General features: G+C 68.7%; 11 protein-coding genes. 9 read left to right on the forward strand and 2 right to left on the reverse strand.

Going from position 1 to position 13,891, the window contains the following annotated elements:
• The first annotated feature begins 41 nt into the window (after positions 1–41).
• The 6 genes from ruvB to OHA77_RS36580 all read left to right on the forward strand — a co-directional run bounded on the left by ruvB (position 42) and on the right by OHA77_RS36580 (position 7,618).
• Positions 42–1,100 carry a Holliday junction branch migration DNA helicase RuvB gene (ruvB, locus tag OHA77_RS36555; RefSeq protein ID WP_406313795.1) on the forward strand — a complete coding sequence of 353 codons (1,059 nt, stop codon included), beginning with the start codon at positions 42–44 and terminating at the stop codon, positions 1,098–1,100.
• A gap of 225 nt (positions 1,101–1,325) precedes the next feature.
• Positions 1,326–1,694: a preprotein translocase subunit YajC gene (yajC, locus tag OHA77_RS36560; RefSeq protein WP_406313796.1), complete on the forward strand. Its 369-nt coding sequence runs from the start codon at positions 1,326–1,328 to the stop codon at positions 1,692–1,694.
• 86 nt (positions 1,695–1,780) lie between these two features.
• Positions 1,781–3,550: a protein translocase subunit SecD gene (gene secD, locus OHA77_RS36565; RefSeq protein WP_406313797.1), complete on the forward strand. Its 1,770-nt coding sequence runs from the start codon at positions 1,781–1,783 to the stop codon at positions 3,548–3,550.
• Entirely contained in the window at positions 3,550–4,596 is a 1,047-nt protein-coding gene (gene secF / locus OHA77_RS36570) for a protein translocase subunit SecF (RefSeq protein ID WP_406313798.1), read from the forward strand. Before secD ends, secF begins: the two co-directional genes overlap by 1 nt.
• Positions 4,597–4,664: 68 nt before the next feature.
• Positions 4,665–5,183 carry an adenine phosphoribosyltransferase gene (locus tag OHA77_RS36575; protein ID WP_326823631.1) on the forward strand — a complete coding sequence of 173 codons (519 nt, stop codon included), beginning with the start codon at positions 4,665–4,667 and terminating at the stop codon, positions 5,181–5,183.
• 239 nt (positions 5,184–5,422) lie between these two features.
• The gene (locus OHA77_RS36580) at positions 5,423–7,618 is read left to right on the forward strand and encodes a bifunctional (p)ppGpp synthetase/guanosine-3',5'-bis(diphosphate) 3'-pyrophosphohydrolase (RefSeq protein ID WP_326823630.1); all 2,196 of its coding nucleotides are present in this window, start codon (positions 5,423–5,425) and stop codon (positions 7,616–7,618) included.
• A 244-nt stretch (positions 7,619–7,862) separates the two neighbouring features.
• Here the strand turns inward: OHA77_RS36580 and OHA77_RS36585 are convergent, their stop codons facing one another.
• Complete coding sequence (locus OHA77_RS36585; RefSeq protein ID WP_326823629.1) at positions 7,863–9,113, reverse strand: DUF349 domain-containing protein; 1,251 nt, start codon at positions 9,111–9,113, stop codon at positions 7,863–7,865.
• A 38-nt stretch (positions 9,114–9,151) separates the two neighbouring features.
• Positions 9,152–10,015, reverse strand: a complete 864-nt coding sequence (locus OHA77_RS36590) for a peptidylprolyl isomerase (RefSeq protein WP_406313799.1) — start codon at positions 10,013–10,015, stop codon at positions 9,152–9,154.
• A gap of 148 nt (positions 10,016–10,163) precedes the next feature.
• On the opposite strand from OHA77_RS36590, the gene OHA77_RS36595 reads away from it, so the two are divergent.
• Genes OHA77_RS36595 through aspS form a run of 3 tightly spaced genes read left to right on the forward strand, consistent with a single transcriptional unit; the run spans position 10,164 to position 13,861 of the window.
• Entirely contained in the window at positions 10,164–10,859 is a 696-nt protein-coding gene (locus tag OHA77_RS36595) for an MBL fold metallo-hydrolase (protein WP_406313800.1), read from the forward strand.
• A gap of 3 nt (positions 10,860–10,862) precedes the next feature.
• Positions 10,863–12,128 carry a histidine--tRNA ligase gene (hisS, locus tag OHA77_RS36600; RefSeq protein WP_406313801.1) on the forward strand — a complete coding sequence of 422 codons (1,266 nt, stop codon included), beginning with the start codon at positions 10,863–10,865 and terminating at the stop codon, positions 12,126–12,128.
• Entirely contained in the window at positions 12,125–13,861 is a 1,737-nt protein-coding gene (gene aspS, locus OHA77_RS36605) for an aspartate--tRNA ligase (protein WP_326823625.1), read from the forward strand. Before hisS ends, aspS begins: the two co-directional genes overlap by 4 nt.
• Positions 13,862–13,891: the final 30 nt, after the last annotated feature.

Here is a 13,891-nt window from a genome sequence, read left to right on the forward strand (position 1 = left end):
GACGGGCGCGGAGCCGTCCGCAGGAGTGAGGACGGACCGGCGTGAGCTTCGAACGGGATCTGGTGGCGCCGGACGCCGAGGGCGACGAGCGGCTGATCGAGGCGGCGCTGCGCCCCAAGCGGCTGGAGGAGTTCATCGGCCAGGCGCGCGTGCGCGAGCAGCTGTCCCTGGTGCTGCAGAGCGCGCTGCGACGCAACCGGCCACCGGACCACGTGCTGATGAGCGGCGGGCCCGGCCTCGGCAAGACGACCCTCTCCATGATCATCGCGACGGAGCTGTCCGTCCCGCTCCGGATCACCTCCGGGCCCGCGCTGGAGCGGGCGGGTGATCTGGCGGCGATCCTGTCGACCCTCTCGGAGGGAGAGGTCCTGTTCATCGACGAGATCCACCGGATGGCCCGTCCCGCGGAGGAGATGCTCTATCTCGCGATGGAGGACTTCCGGGTGGACATCGTGGTGGGCAAGGGGCCGGGGGCGACCGCCATCCCGCTGGAGGTCGCGCCGTTCACCCTGGTGGGCGCCACGACCAGGGCCGGGCTGCTGCCCGCACCGCTCCGCGACCGGTTCGGCTTCGTCGCGCACATGGACTTCTACGACGTGGCCGAGCTCGAACAGGTGCTGCGCCGCTCCTCGCGGCTGCTCGGCCTGGAGCTTCCGGGCGACGCGGCGCACGAGATCGCCGGGCGGTCACGGGGCACACCCCGCATCGCCAACCGGCTGCTGCGCCGGGTCCGTGACTTCGCCGAGGTGCGGGCCGACGGGGTGGTCACCAAGGACGTCGCCTCGGCGGCCCTCAACCTCTACGAGGTCGACGCCGAGGGACTGGACCGGCTGGACCGGGCGGTGCTCGGGGCGCTGCTGCGCAAGTTCGGGGGCGGACCGGTGGGGCTGTCCACCCTGGCCGTCGCGGTGGGGGAGGAGCCGGAGACGGTCGAGGTGGTCGCGGAGCCGTTCCTGGTCCGCCAGGGCCTGCTGGCACGGACCCCCCGGGGCCGGGTCGCGACCGCCGCCGCCTGGGTCCATCTGGGGCTGACGCCGCCGCCGGACGCGTTCGGCGCCGCGATGATCCCCGATCTTGAGGATGATCTGGGTCATGCGTGACGTTGGTTCAGGTAGGGAAACCGTACGGCGTTGATCACAGATCGGTGACAACGGTATCGAAATGGGAACTTCCCCGCGCGCCAGTTCGTGACCTCGTTGCCGCGTTCCTAACAGCTCGCCTAAACTCCGTGGCCTGGCTGGCTGTGTAGGCTGACGTGCTGAGCGGCGTGCCGTATACGACGTCCGGCGTCAGGCCGGTCATTCCAAAGCGTAAGGAGCGGCCCCATGGGCGGCAACTATTCGAGCCTTATCATGATCGCTCTGATGGTCGTGGTGTTCTACTTCCTGCTCATCCGGCCGCAGCGTAAGCGGCAGCAGGAGCAGGCCCAGATGCAGAACACCCTGGCCCCCGGGACGCGCATCATGACCACGACCGGTCTTTTCGCGACCGTGGTGGCGATCGACGCCGACGACGTGATCCTGGAGATCGCACCCGGTGTCGAGACCCGTTGGATCAAGGCTGCGATCGGTCGCGTGCTGACCCCGGTCGACGGTGTCGAGGACGAGGATGTCAAGTCCGCCGACGTTGTGGACGACAATGTGGTGGAGAGCGTCAAGCCGTACGGTGAGGACCAGGACTCGTCGAAGAAGTGACGACCAGGCTCACCGACCACCCCTATAGCCGAAAGAACTGACGACCAGTGGCCCGACCGACCAGCGGCCAGAACCGACCGGGGCGCATGCTCCTGGTGCTTCTGGTGATTATTCTCGCCATGGGCGGGGTGATGTTCCTGAACAGGGCATTCACCCCGGAATATGGCCTCGACCTCGCCGGCGGCACGACAGTGACGCTGCAGCCCGTTACGCCGAACGGCAGTGCTCCCACCGAGGAGAGCCTCAACCTGGCGGTGGGCATCATCCGCAACCGGGTGAACGGCAGCGGAATCTCCGACGCCGAGGTCGCCAAATCCGGTGACAACATCGTCATCTCCGTCCCCGGAGCAGGCCAGGAGGAAGTCGTCAAGCTGGTCGGCACGACCGCGGAGCTGCGATTCCGCCAGGTGCTGGCGGTCACGGCCGGGTCGCCCCCGCCTCCGGGCCAGCTGCCCACCGAGGCGCCGACGCCGGCGACCTCTCCCACGGCCACCGGTAAGCAGAACTCCAAGGCCCCCAAGCCGTCGCAGACGGTCACGCCGAGCCCGAGCGCCTCGCCCGCCGGTCGCGCCCTCTCCTCCGCGCTCACCAACCCGAGCCCGGGGGCCACGGCCGCCCCCTCGGACAGGCCCGTCAAGAACGGTGCCGACCAGAACGGCGCAGGCAAGAAGAACGAGGCCAAGAACGCGCCCCCGTCCGCCACGCCGAGCCAGAGCGCCGCTCCGTCGGCGCAGCCGACGGCCTCGGCCGACGACCCGATGGCGGGTGTGGACACCACCGGCATCGACCCGGCGGTGCTCAAGCAGTTCGAGGCGCTCGACTGCGCCAAGCACAAGGGCCAGGGCGCCCAGGACGACCCCGCCAAGCAGTTCGTCGGCTGTAGCCAGGACGGCAGCGCCAAATACGTGCTCGACAAGGCGGCCGTGACCGGCAGCGCGATCGACACCGCGACCTCCGGCGTGGACCCGACCACCGGCGAGTGGCTCGTCCAGCTCTCCTTCAAGGGCCAGGGCCCGGACCAGTGGTCGAAGATCACCACCACCGCCTTCAACTCGCAGGCGCCGCGCAACCAGGTCGCCATGGTCCTGGACGGTGTGGTGATCTCCGCGCCGGTCATCCAGGAGCCGATCACCGGCGGTCGGGCGCAGATCTCCGGCAGCTTCACCCAGGTGACCGCCGACGAGCTGGCCAGCCAGCTCAAGTTCGGCGCGCTGCCGCTGAAGTTCGAGAAGCAATCTATCGACGAGGTCTCCTCCACCCTGGGCGCCGACCAGCTCCGCGGCGGCCTGATCGCCGGCGCGATCGGCCTCGCCCTGGTGCTCATCTACTCGATGCTCTACTACCGGGGGCTGGGCATCGTCTCGGTGCTGAGCCTCGTGGTCGCCACGATCCTGACCTATGAGTCGGTGGTGATCCTCAGCGAGTTCGCGGGCTTCCGCCTGTCGCTGTCGCACATCATCGGTCTGATCGTCTCGATCGGCATCACCGCGGACTCGTTCATCGTCTACTTCGAACGCATCCGTGACGAGATGAAGGAGGGCCGCCGCTCGCTGCGGACGGCCGTCGAGGTCGCCTGGGTCCGTGCCCGGCGGACGATCCTGATCGCGGACGCCGTCATGTTCATCGCCGCCGTGGTGCTCTACTTCCTGGCGGTCGGCGGTGTGGCCGGATTCGCGTTCGCGATGGGCCTGACCACGCTCATCGACATCGCCGTGGTGTTCATGTTCACCAAGCCGTTCGTGGCCCTGCTCGCCAAGCGGAAGTTCTTCGCCAAGGGCCACAAGCTCTCCGGCCTCGACGCCGAGCGTATGAGCCAGAGCCCCGTCGGCTCCACGACCGTTCCGCAGGAGGCCTGATGTCCGGCATCGCGCGCCGGCTGTACCGAGGCGAGGTCGATGTCGACTTCGTCGGGCGCAAGAAGCTCTGGTACGGCCTCTCCGCCGCCCTTCTAGTGATCTCCATCGCCGGTCTGCTGCTGAACGGCCTGAACCTGGGCGTGGAGTTCAAGGGCGGCTCGGTCTTCTCCTTCAAGGCCCCGACCGCCAACATCGAGCAGGTCCGCACCACCTTCGGTGACGCTGGTGCTCACCAGGTCATCGTGCAGACGACGAGCAACGGCTGGCGGGTCACCACCGAGAGCCTGCCGCCCGAGGAGGTGACCACGGTCCAGAAGTCGGTCGCCGACCGGTTCGGCCTGCCGCAGAACCAGGTCAACCTCCAGGTGATCGGCGCCTCCTGGGGCGACCAGGTGGCCGACAAGGCCATCATCGGCCTGATCGTCTTCATGCTGGCGATCATCCTGTACCTGACGGTCGCCTTCGAGTGGAAGATGGCGCTGGGCGCCATCGTGGCGCTGCTGCACGACCTGGTGATCACCGCGGGCGTCTACGCGTGGTCCGGCTTCGAGGTCACCCCGGCGACCCTGCTGGGCTTCCTGACCATCCTCGGATACTCGCTGTACGACGCGGTCGTCGTGTTCGACATGATCAAGGAGGTCACCGCCAAGCTCGGCACGACCTCCAAGATGACCTACACGCAGGCGGCCAACAACGCGCTGAACCACACGCTGATCCGGTCCCTGAACACCACCTTGGTGGCGATCCTGCCGGTGGCGGCGATCCTGTTCATCGGCACCACGCTGTTCGGCGCCGGCACCCTCAAGGACCTGTCGCTGGCCCTGTTCGTCGGCATGCTCGTCGGTACGTACTCCTCGCTCTGCGTGGCGACGCCGCTGCTGGTCACGCTGAAGGAGCGCGAGCCGCGCTACCAGGCGATCGCCCGCCGGCTCGCCGCCACCGGCGGCAAGGCCGCGACCGCGGTCAAGAGTTCCCGCCAGCCGGTCCCGGCGGGAGCCGCCAACGGCGCGGCCTCCGACGCCGACAAGCGCAACAAGAAGAAGTAGCACCACCAGATCACGCCTCCGTTCCCTTTTCCGAGGGAACGGAGGCGTTTTCCTTAAGGAATGTGACGATGAGCGACCTGCGCCGGCTGATCCTCGACCGGATCCGCGATGTGCCCGACTACCCCCAGCAGGGTGTGTTGTTCAAGGACATCACCCCGTTGCTCGCCGACCCGTACGCGTTCGCCGCGGTCGTGGACGAGTTCGCCGGGCTCCACCGGGTTGACAAGATCGTCGGCATCGAGGCCCGGGGCTTCATCCTGGCCGCTCCGGCCGCCTGCAAGGCCGGCGCCGGGTTCGTTCCGGTACGCAAGAAAGGCAAACTGCCTTCCGAGACGCTTGAGGCGTCCTACGATCTGGAGTACGGCTCCGCCACCATCGAGGTCCACCGGGACGCCTTCGCCCCAGGAGATCGCGTTCTGATCGTCGACGACGTGCTCGCCACCGGAGGTACGGCGTGCGCGGCGGTGGAGCTGGTCCGCAGGGCGGGCGCCGAGGTCGTCGCCATCGCCGTACTCATGGAATTGGCCTCCCTCAAGGGGCGGGAACGGCTGGACGGCGTCGAGCTGCACTCCCTCGTGATCGTCTGACACCACCCCACCGGGGTACGCATTAAAGCCGGTCTGGATACACTTGGGGGATCTGGACTCGAATGTGAGGAGTCTGAGTGCCCCGTGATGTGGTCGTTCCCGACGTGACCGCCGATGGGGGCGGTCCCGTGGCGGCCGTCCCGACCGGCGATACCGGTTCCGCCATGTCCGGAGCCGCCGAGGAGAAGCCAGCGGTAAGGCGCAGGCTCGCACGTTTTGGGGGGCAATGGGGTGGCGCCATGAACCCGGTGCTGGAGCCGATGTTCCGGACGGTCAGAGCGACCCATCCGAAAGCAGATCTGCGGCTGATCGAGCGTGCCTACGATGTGGCCGCCTACCATCACCGCGATCAGAAGCGCAAAAGCGGCGATCCCTACATCACCCACCCCCTGGCGGTGGCGACGATCCTGGCCGAGCTCGGCACCGACGACGAGACACTGTGCGCCGCGCTGCTGCACGACACCGTCGAGGACACCGCCTACGGTCTTGACGAGCTCCGTTCGGACTTCGGCGAGAACATCGCGCTGCTGGTCGACGGCGTCACCAAGCTCGACAAGGTCAAGTTCGGTGACGCCGCGCAGGCCGAGACCGTGCGCAAGATGGTCGTGGCGATGTCCCGCGACATCCGGGTGCTGGTGATCAAGCTCGCCGACCGGCTGCACAACATGCGCACCATGCGTTACCTCCCCGAGCACAAGCGGCACCAGAAGTCCCGCGAGACGCTGGAGATCTTCGCGCCGCTCGCCCACCGGCTGGGCATGAACACCATCAAGTGGGAGCTGGAGGACCTCGCGTTCGCCATGCTCTACCCCAAACGCTACGACGAGATCGCCAGGATGGTGTCGGAGCGGGCCCCGCGCAGGGATCTGTTCCTGCAGGAGGTCATCGAGAAGGTCTCCGTCGACCTGCGTGAGGCCAAGATCCGAGCGGTGGTCAAGGGGCGCCCCAAGCACTACTACTCGGTCTACCAGAAGATGATCGCCAGGGATGTCGCCTTCGACGACATCTACGACCTCGTCGGCATCCGGGTGCTGGTCGACACGGTCCGCGACTGCTATGCCGCCCTCGGAACGATCCACGCGCGATGGAACCCGGTGCCCGGCCGGTTCAAGGACTACATCGCGATGCCCAAGTTCAACATGTACCAGTCGCTCCACACGACGGTCATCGGCCCCGAGGGCAAGCCGGTGGAGCTGCAGATCCGCACCCACGGCATGCACCACAGGGCCGAGTACGGCGTGGCCTCGCACTGGAAGTACAAGGAGGAGATGACCGCCTCCGGCTCTCCCGGCGCGAAGCTGAAGCCCGCCAGTGACATGGCGTGGCTCCGCCAGCTCCTGGACTGGCAGAAGGAGACCGCCGATCCGGGTGAGTTCCTGGAGTCGCTCAGGTTCGACCTGTCGGTCTCGGAGGTGTACGTCTTCACCCCGCGGGGTCAGGTGATCGCCCTGCCGGAGGGGGCGACCCCGGTCGACTTCGCCTACGCCGTGCACACCGAGGTCGGCCACCGCTGCATCGGCGCCCGGGTCAACAGCCGCCTGGTGCCGCTGGAGTCGAGGCTGAGCAACGGCGACACCGTCGAGGTCTTCACCTCCAAGTCGCCCGACGCCGGTCCGTCGCGTGACTGGCTCAAGTTCGTCAAGTCCGGCAGGGCTCGCAACAAGATCCGGCAGTGGTTCTCCAAGGAGCGCCGTGAGACTGCGATCGAGGCGGGCAAGGAGGCCATCGGCCGGGCCATGCGCAAGCAGGGCCTGCCCCTGCAGCGCCTGATGTCCGGAGAGTCCCTTCTGGCCCTTGCCAGGGACCTGCGCTACCCCGACGTCTCCGCGCTCTACGCGGCCGTCGGAGAGGGCCACATCGCCGCTCAGGCGGTCGTGCAGAAGCTGGTGCTCTCCCTCGGCGGGGTGGACGGCGCCGAGGAGGACATCGCCGAGGCCGCGGTGCCGACGAAGGTGCGTGGCCGTCCGCGTGGCAGCGGCGGCGCCGGAGTGGTGGTGGCGGGCGACTCGGACGTGTGGGTCCGGCTGTCGCGGTGCTGCACCCCGGTGCCCGGTGACGAGATCATCGGGTTCGTCACCCGCGGGCACGGAGTCTCGGTGCACCGCACCAACTGTCCCAATGTGGAGCAGTTGAAGTCGGAGCCGGACCGCCTGGTCGAGGTGGCCTGGTCCGCCGGGGACGACTCGGTGTTCCTGGTCGCCCTGCAGGTCGAGGCGCTCGACCGGCCGCGCCTGCTGTCGGACGTGACCCGGACCCTGTCGGACCAGCATGTGAACATCCTGTCGGCGTCGGTGACGACCTCCAGGGACCGGGTGGCGATCAGTAAGTTCACCTTCGAGATGGGCGACCCCAAGCATCTGGGACACGTCCTGAAGGCCGTGCGCAACATCCCGGGCGTCTACGACGTCTACCGGGTCAGCGGCGCCGGGGCCTGATCCGCCGCCCGGTGGGCCGGCCGGCCCGTGCCGTCCCGGCGGGGCCGTCCACGGTTCCGTGACCGATCCGGCCGGGGGTCCGGCCGGGGGGCCGGCGGTGCTGTCCGGCGGTGCTCGCCGGGATCCGATCGGCCGGCTCGGGAGGACATCCCCGGATCGGCGGCGACGATGCCTTACGGATGGGAGAACCTCAAGGGCGTGCCCCCGCCATCGGGGCACGCCCTTGAGGGATTTCACCGGCGCGTCAGGAGAACTCGGCGAGCGTGCGCTCAGCCTCCTCCAGCCAGGAACGGCGGGCGACCAGGGACTCCTGAGCGTCCTTGACGTCCTTGTCCCTGCCGGCCGCCTGAGCCTTGGCCAGACGGGTCTCCAACTGCTCGATCGACTTGTGGAGCTGGTCGACCGTGTTCTGGGCGCGGGCGCGGGCCTCGGGGTTGGAGCGCTTCCACTCCGTCTCCTCGGCCTTGCGGACCGCGTCGTCGATCTTGCGCAGCCCACCTTCGAGACGGTCACGCTGTTCGCGCGGGACCTGACCGGCCGCCTCCCACCGTTCCAGGATGCCACGCAGGGAAGCCCTGGCCGAGCGGGCGTCGGAGACCGGGAGGATCTTCTCCGCCTCGGTCAGGAGCTGCTCCTTGATCTCGGCGTTGGCCGCGAGTGAGGCGTCGCGCTCGGCGAAGACCGCCGAACGGGCCTGGAAGAACTGGTCCTGGGCGCCCTTGAAACGGCCCCAGAGCTCGTCCTCGACCTCCCGGGAGGCCCGGCCCGCCACCTTCCACTGCTGCATCAGCTCGCGGTAGGCCGAAGCCGTCGCGCCCCAGTCGGTGGAGGAGGCCAGCGCCTCGGCTTCGGCGACGATCCGCTCCTTGCTGGAACGCACGCCCTCCCGCTGCTCGTCCAGCCCGGCGAAGTAGGCCTTGCGGCGCTTCGCGAAGGCCGTACGGGCCGCGGACAGCCGCTTCCAGAGGGCCGCCTCGGTGACGCGGTCGATACGCTCGGCCGCCTTCCACTCCTCGACGAGCTGGCGCAGCCGCTCGCCGCCGGTCTTCCAGTGAGTGGTGTCGTCGGCGATGCGCTCGGCCTCGGCGACGATCCGCTCCTTGACGCCCTTGGCCTCCACGCGGGCCACGTCACGAGCGGCCTTGACCTCCTCGCGGCGCTGGGCCACCAGTTCCGTGAGGGCGCCCAGCCTGTTCAGCAGCGCGTCGAGATCACCGACCGCGTGCGCGTCGGTGATCGCCTCACGGAGCTTGACGATGGTCGCCTCGGCCTGGGCGGGTGGCAGATCGGTGCCGCGCACCCGCTGTTCGAGCAGCGTCACCTGTCCGGCCAGTTCGTCGAACTTGCGATGGAAGTAGGCAAGCGCCTCCTCCGGCTCGCCGGCCTGCCAGGACCCGACGGCCCGTTCTCCCTCGGCCGTACGTACGTAGACGGTGCCGTCGTCGTCTACCCGGCCCCACGGGTCGGTGCTCACCGTGTCCTCCCGCACTTTCATCAGCCTTTCGAGGCTAACCGCCCCATGGTTGTATTACGTCAGCTCTTGCTCGACATTGTCACGTTTTTGATTTCGACGGTTTCCTTGGGTGCTCCCGTTCCGTCCGATCCTGGGGTGATAACACCACCCTTGTTCACCTTGTCGATGATTTCCATCCCCTTGGTGACCGTACCGAACGGTGTGTAGCTCGGGGGCAACTGGGCATCGCCGTACACGATGAAGAACTGGCTGCCGTTGGTGTCGGGGCCGCTGTTCGCCATGGCCACGACACCACGGGTGTACTTCGCGCCTTCGAGGTTCTCGTTGACGAAACGGTACCCGGGACCGCCCTGCCCGTCGGTCTGGTTCTTGCCGTCGGCCTTGGCCAGCGGGTCGCCGCACTGCAGCACCGGGAACTGGTCGGAGCCGAGCCGGTGGCATTTGGAGCCGTCGAAGTATCCCTTTTCCGCGAGGAAGGCGAAGGAGTTCACCGTGCAGGGTGTCTTCTTGGCCGAAACCGCGATCACGATGTCGCCCTGACTCGTCTTCAGGGTCATCGTCTTGGGCGTGGTGTCCACCTTGGCCGGAGGGGTGCCCACGTTCTTGGCGGGGGCGCCGTCCGTGTCGGCGGCGTAGCCACAGGTGCCACTGGCGGGGTCGAAGGCCGTCGGCTTGGCGGCGGTGTCCGTCGCCGCCGGGCTCGCCGCGGGGCTTGTGGAGGTCGCCGGAGTGGCCGTGGCAGCGGAGTCGTTGCCGCCGAGCAGCGTCGTCGCGGCGATCACGCCGCCTATCACCACCACGGTGGCCACGCTGGTGCCGATGATCGCATTGCGCTTGGCCTTGGCCTCGCGCTCGATGCGCCGCTGGGTCTGCCGCTCGTAGTGCTCGCGTGCCAGCTGCTTCTGGCGGTCTTTGCCGCTCACCGCTTCGCCCTCCCGAGTGCCGGAGTATTACTTACTGAGGTGGGCGAATCGTATCGGCCAAAGGGTAATGGTTCGCAGCCCGCCGACCCGCACCGGTACCCTTCGGTTACATTCCCATCCGTTTTCTTGACGAGATCAGCTGAGGCAGATGCTCATCGCCGGCTTCCCCGCAGGGTCGTTCCAGACCAACTGCTACGTCGTCGCTCCCGCCGCGGGCGAGGAGTGCGTCATCGTCGATCCCGGGCAGAACGCGGTCGGCGACCTGGACGACGTGCTGCGTGAGCACCGGCTGAAGCCGGTCGCGGTGCTGGTCACACACGGGCACGTCGACCACATGTGGTCGGTCGCCCCGGTCTGCGGCGCGCGTGACGTTCCCGCGTGGATCCACCCGGAGGACCGTGAGCTGCTCTCCGATCCGGGCAAGGGGCTGTCGTTGGCGGCCACCCGGCAGCTGTTCGGCGGAATGACCTTCACCGAGCCGGACGACGTGCGTGAGCTCACCGACGGCGAGGTGTTACGCCTCGCGGGCATGGAGCTCACCGTCGACCACACCCCTGGCCATACCAGGGGGTCGGTGACGTTCAGGCTGCCCAGCACCGAGGAGATCCCGGACGTGCTGTTCTCGGGCGACCTGCTGTTCGCCGGCTCCATCGGCCGCACCGATCTCCCGGGCGGCGACTACCCGACCATCCTGCGCAGCCTGGCGACGAAATGCCTGCCGCTGCCGGAGGACACGGTGGTGCTGCCCGGCCACGGACCACAGACCACGATCGGCCACGAGCGCGCCACCAACCCGTATCTCACGGAAGCGGCCCCGTACGCCGGTCCCACCAGAGGACTCTGAAAAATGACTTTGCAGGCGCCCAAGGGCACCTTTGACTGGCTTCCGCCACGTTCGGAGCAGGCGCTCGCCGTGCGGGAGGCGCTGGCCGCACCGGCCCGCCGCGCCGGCTACGGCTACATCGAGACACCGGTCTTCGAGGACACCGCGCTGTTCGTCCGGGGGGTCGGCGAGTCGACCGACATCGTCTCCAAGGAGATGTACACCTTCACCGACAAGGGCGGGCGCTCCCTCACGCTGCGTCCTGAGGGCACCGCGTCGGTCGTGCGCTCGGTCCTCCAGCACGGCCTGCACAACGGTCAGCTCCCCGTGAAGCTGTGGTACTCGGGCAGCCAGTTCCGCTATGAGCGCGCCCAGAAGGGCCGCTATCGCCACTTCTGGCAGGTCGGCGCGGAGGCTCTGGGGGCGGAGGACCCCGGCCTGGACGCCGAGCTGATCGTGCTGGCGGCCGACGGTTACGCGGCGCTGGGCCTCACCGGTGTCCGGCTGCTGCTCAACACGCTGGGTGACCGGCAGTGCCGTCCCGCCTACCGCGCCGCGTTGCAGGACTTCCTGCGGGCGCTCGACCTCGACGAGCCCACCCGGGCCAGGATCGAGATCAATCCGTTGCGTGTGCTCGACGACAAGCGCCCCGAGGTGCAGGCCCAGCTCGTCGGCGCCCCGCTGGTCGTCGATCACCTGTGCGAGGCGTGCAAGGCCTACCACGAGGAGGTCCGCGCGCTGCTGACCGCCGCCGGAGTGGCCCACACCGACGACCCCCGGCTGGTCCGCGGTCTCGACTACTACACGCGCACCACGTTCGAGTTCGTTCACGACGGGCTGGGCTCGCAGTCGGCGGTCGGCGGCGGCGGCCGCTACGACGGGCTGAGCGAGATGATCGGCGGTCCGGCCCTGCCCGGCGTCGGCTGGGCGCTCGGCGTCGACCGGACGGTCCTGGCCATGGAGGCCGAGGGACTGCTGGGAGCCGAGGCGACCGGGTCACGTGTCCAGGTGTACGGTGTGCCGCTGGGTGAGGAGGCGCGCCGCCGGATGTTCCTGCTCATCACCGAGCTGCGCCGGGCCGGCCTCGACGCCGACATGTCGTTCGGCGGCAAGGGCGTCAAGGGCGCCATGAAGGGCGCCGACCGGTCGGGGGCGAGCTATGCCGTGATCCTCGGCGAGCGAGATATCGCCGCCGGGTCCGCGCAGGTCAAGGACCTGGTCAGCGGCGATCAGACCGCTGTACCGCTCGCTGAGATCGTCACGACGTTGAAGGAGAGACTGAAGAAATGATCCGCACGCACGAAGCGGGATCGCTGCGCGAGGAGCACGCCGGGCAGCAGGTGACGCTGGCCGGCTGGGTGGCGCGCCGCCGTGACCACGGCGGTGTGGTCTTCATCGATTTGCGCGACGCCTCCGGCTCCTCCCAGGTGGTCTTCCGCGAGGAGGACGACGCGCACGGCCTGCGCGCGGAATACTGCGTCAAGGTCGTCGGGCAGGTGCGGGTCCGTCCCGAGGGCAACGAGAACCCCGAGCTGCCGACCGGTGCGATCGAGGTCGTCGCCGCCGAGGTCGAGGTGCTCAGCGAGTCGGCGCCGCTGCCGTTCCCGATCGAGGGCAACGCGGGGGTCTCGGAGGAGGCCCGGCTCAAATATCGCTACCTGGACATCCGCCGCCAGCAGGTCGCCCACGCCATGCGGATCCGGTCCAAGGCCACCTACCTGGCCCATCAGGTGATGGACGAGCACGGGTTCAACTACGTCGAGACCCCGACGCTGACCCGTTCCACCCCCGAGGGCGCCCGCGACTTCCTGGTCCCGGTCCGGCTGCAGCCCGGCAGCTGGTACGCGCTGCCGCAGTCGCCCCAGCTGTTCAAGCAGCTCCTCATGGTCGCCGGCCTGGAGCGCTACTACCAGCTGGCCCGCTGCTTCCGCGACGAGGACCTGCGTGCCGACCGGCAGCCGGAGTTCACCCAGATCGACGTTGAGATGTCCTTCGTGGACCAGGACGACGTGATCGCCCTGGGCGAGGCGCTGATCGGCCGCATCTGGAAGGAGACGGTCGGCTACGAGCTGCCGGTGCCGCTGCCCCGGATGACCTATGCCGACGCCATGTCCCGCTACGGCTCCGACAAGCCCGACCTGCGCTTCGGCCAGGAGCTCGTCGAGATGACCGGCTACTTCGCCGACACCACCTTCCGGGTCTTCCAGGCGCCTTACGTGGGCGCCGTGGTCATGCCCGGCGGCGCCTCCCAGACCCGCAAGGAGCTGGACGGCTGGCAGGACTGGGCCAAGTCGCGCGGCGCCAGGGGCCTGGCCTACGTGCTCGTCGGCGAGGACGGCACGCTCGGCGGTCCGGTGGCCAAGAACCTCTCCGAGGCCGAGGCCTCGGGGCTGGCCGCAAAGACGGGCGCCGAGCCCGGCGACGCGATCTTCTTCGCGGCCGGTACGGCATCGGCCTCCCGCGACCTGCTCGGCGCGGCCCGCCTGGAGATCGGCCGTCGCTGCGGCCTGATCGACGAGTCGCAGTGGAACTTCCTGTGGATCGTCGACGCCCCCATGTTCGAGGAGGACGGCGAGGGCGGCTGGACCGCGGTCCACCACCCGTTCACCGGGCCCAAGCCCGAGTGGGCCGACAACTTCCAGGACCATCCCGGTGAGGCCCTGGCCTACGCCTACGACATGGTCTGCAACGGCATGGAGATCGGTGGCGGCTCCATCCGTATCCACCGGGCCGAGATGCAGCAGCGCGTCTTCGACGTGCTCGGCATCTCCAAGGAGGAGGCGGAGAACAAGTTCGGCTTCCTGCTGGAGGCGTTCAACTACGGTCCGCCGCCGCACGGAGGCATCGCCTACGGCTGGGACCGGATCTGCATGCTCCTCGCGGGTGGCGACTCGATCCGTGACGTCATCGCCTTCCCGAAGACGGCATCCGGCTTCGACCCGCTGACCGGCGCGCCCACCCCCATCACAGGTGAGCAGCGTAAGGAGGCAGGCGTCGACGCCAAGCCGAAGGCCGAGGCGTAGCCAACCGCCCCCAGGTACGGCGAAGGCCCC

The organism is Streptosporangium sp. NBC_01639, assembly GCF_045209755.1.
Classification (GTDB): Bacteria; Actinomycetota; Actinomycetes; order Streptosporangiales; family Streptosporangiaceae; genus Streptosporangium.

Excerpts from the sequence above, each read along its gene's own strand:
- yajC (WP_406313796.1), top strand. The coding sequence starts at position 1,326 with ATGGGCGGCAACTATTCGAGCCTTATCATGATCGCTCTGATGGTCGTG.
- secD (WP_406313797.1), top strand. The coding sequence starts at position 1,781 with ATGCTCCTGGTGCTTCTGGTGATTATTCTCGCCATGGGCGGGGTGATG.
- secF (WP_406313798.1), top strand. The coding sequence starts at position 3,550 with ATGTCCGGCATCGCGCGCCGGCTGTACCGAGGCGAGGTCGATGTCGAC.
- OHA77_RS36575 (WP_326823631.1), top strand. The coding sequence starts at position 4,665 with ATGAGCGACCTGCGCCGGCTGATCCTCGACCGGATCCGCGATGTGCCC.
- OHA77_RS36580 (WP_326823630.1), top strand. The coding sequence starts at position 5,423 with ATGAACCCGGTGCTGGAGCCGATGTTCCGGACGGTCAGAGCGACCCAT.
- OHA77_RS36585 (WP_326823629.1), bottom strand. The coding sequence starts at position 9,113 with ATGAAAGTGCGGGAGGACACGGTGAGCACCGACCCGTGGGGCCGGGTA.
- OHA77_RS36595 (WP_406313800.1), top strand. The coding sequence starts at position 10,164 with ATGCTCATCGCCGGCTTCCCCGCAGGGTCGTTCCAGACCAACTGCTAC.
- hisS (WP_406313801.1), top strand. The coding sequence starts at position 10,863 with ATGACTTTGCAGGCGCCCAAGGGCACCTTTGACTGGCTTCCGCCACGT.
- aspS (WP_326823625.1), top strand. The coding sequence starts at position 12,125 with ATGATCCGCACGCACGAAGCGGGATCGCTGCGCGAGGAGCACGCCGGG.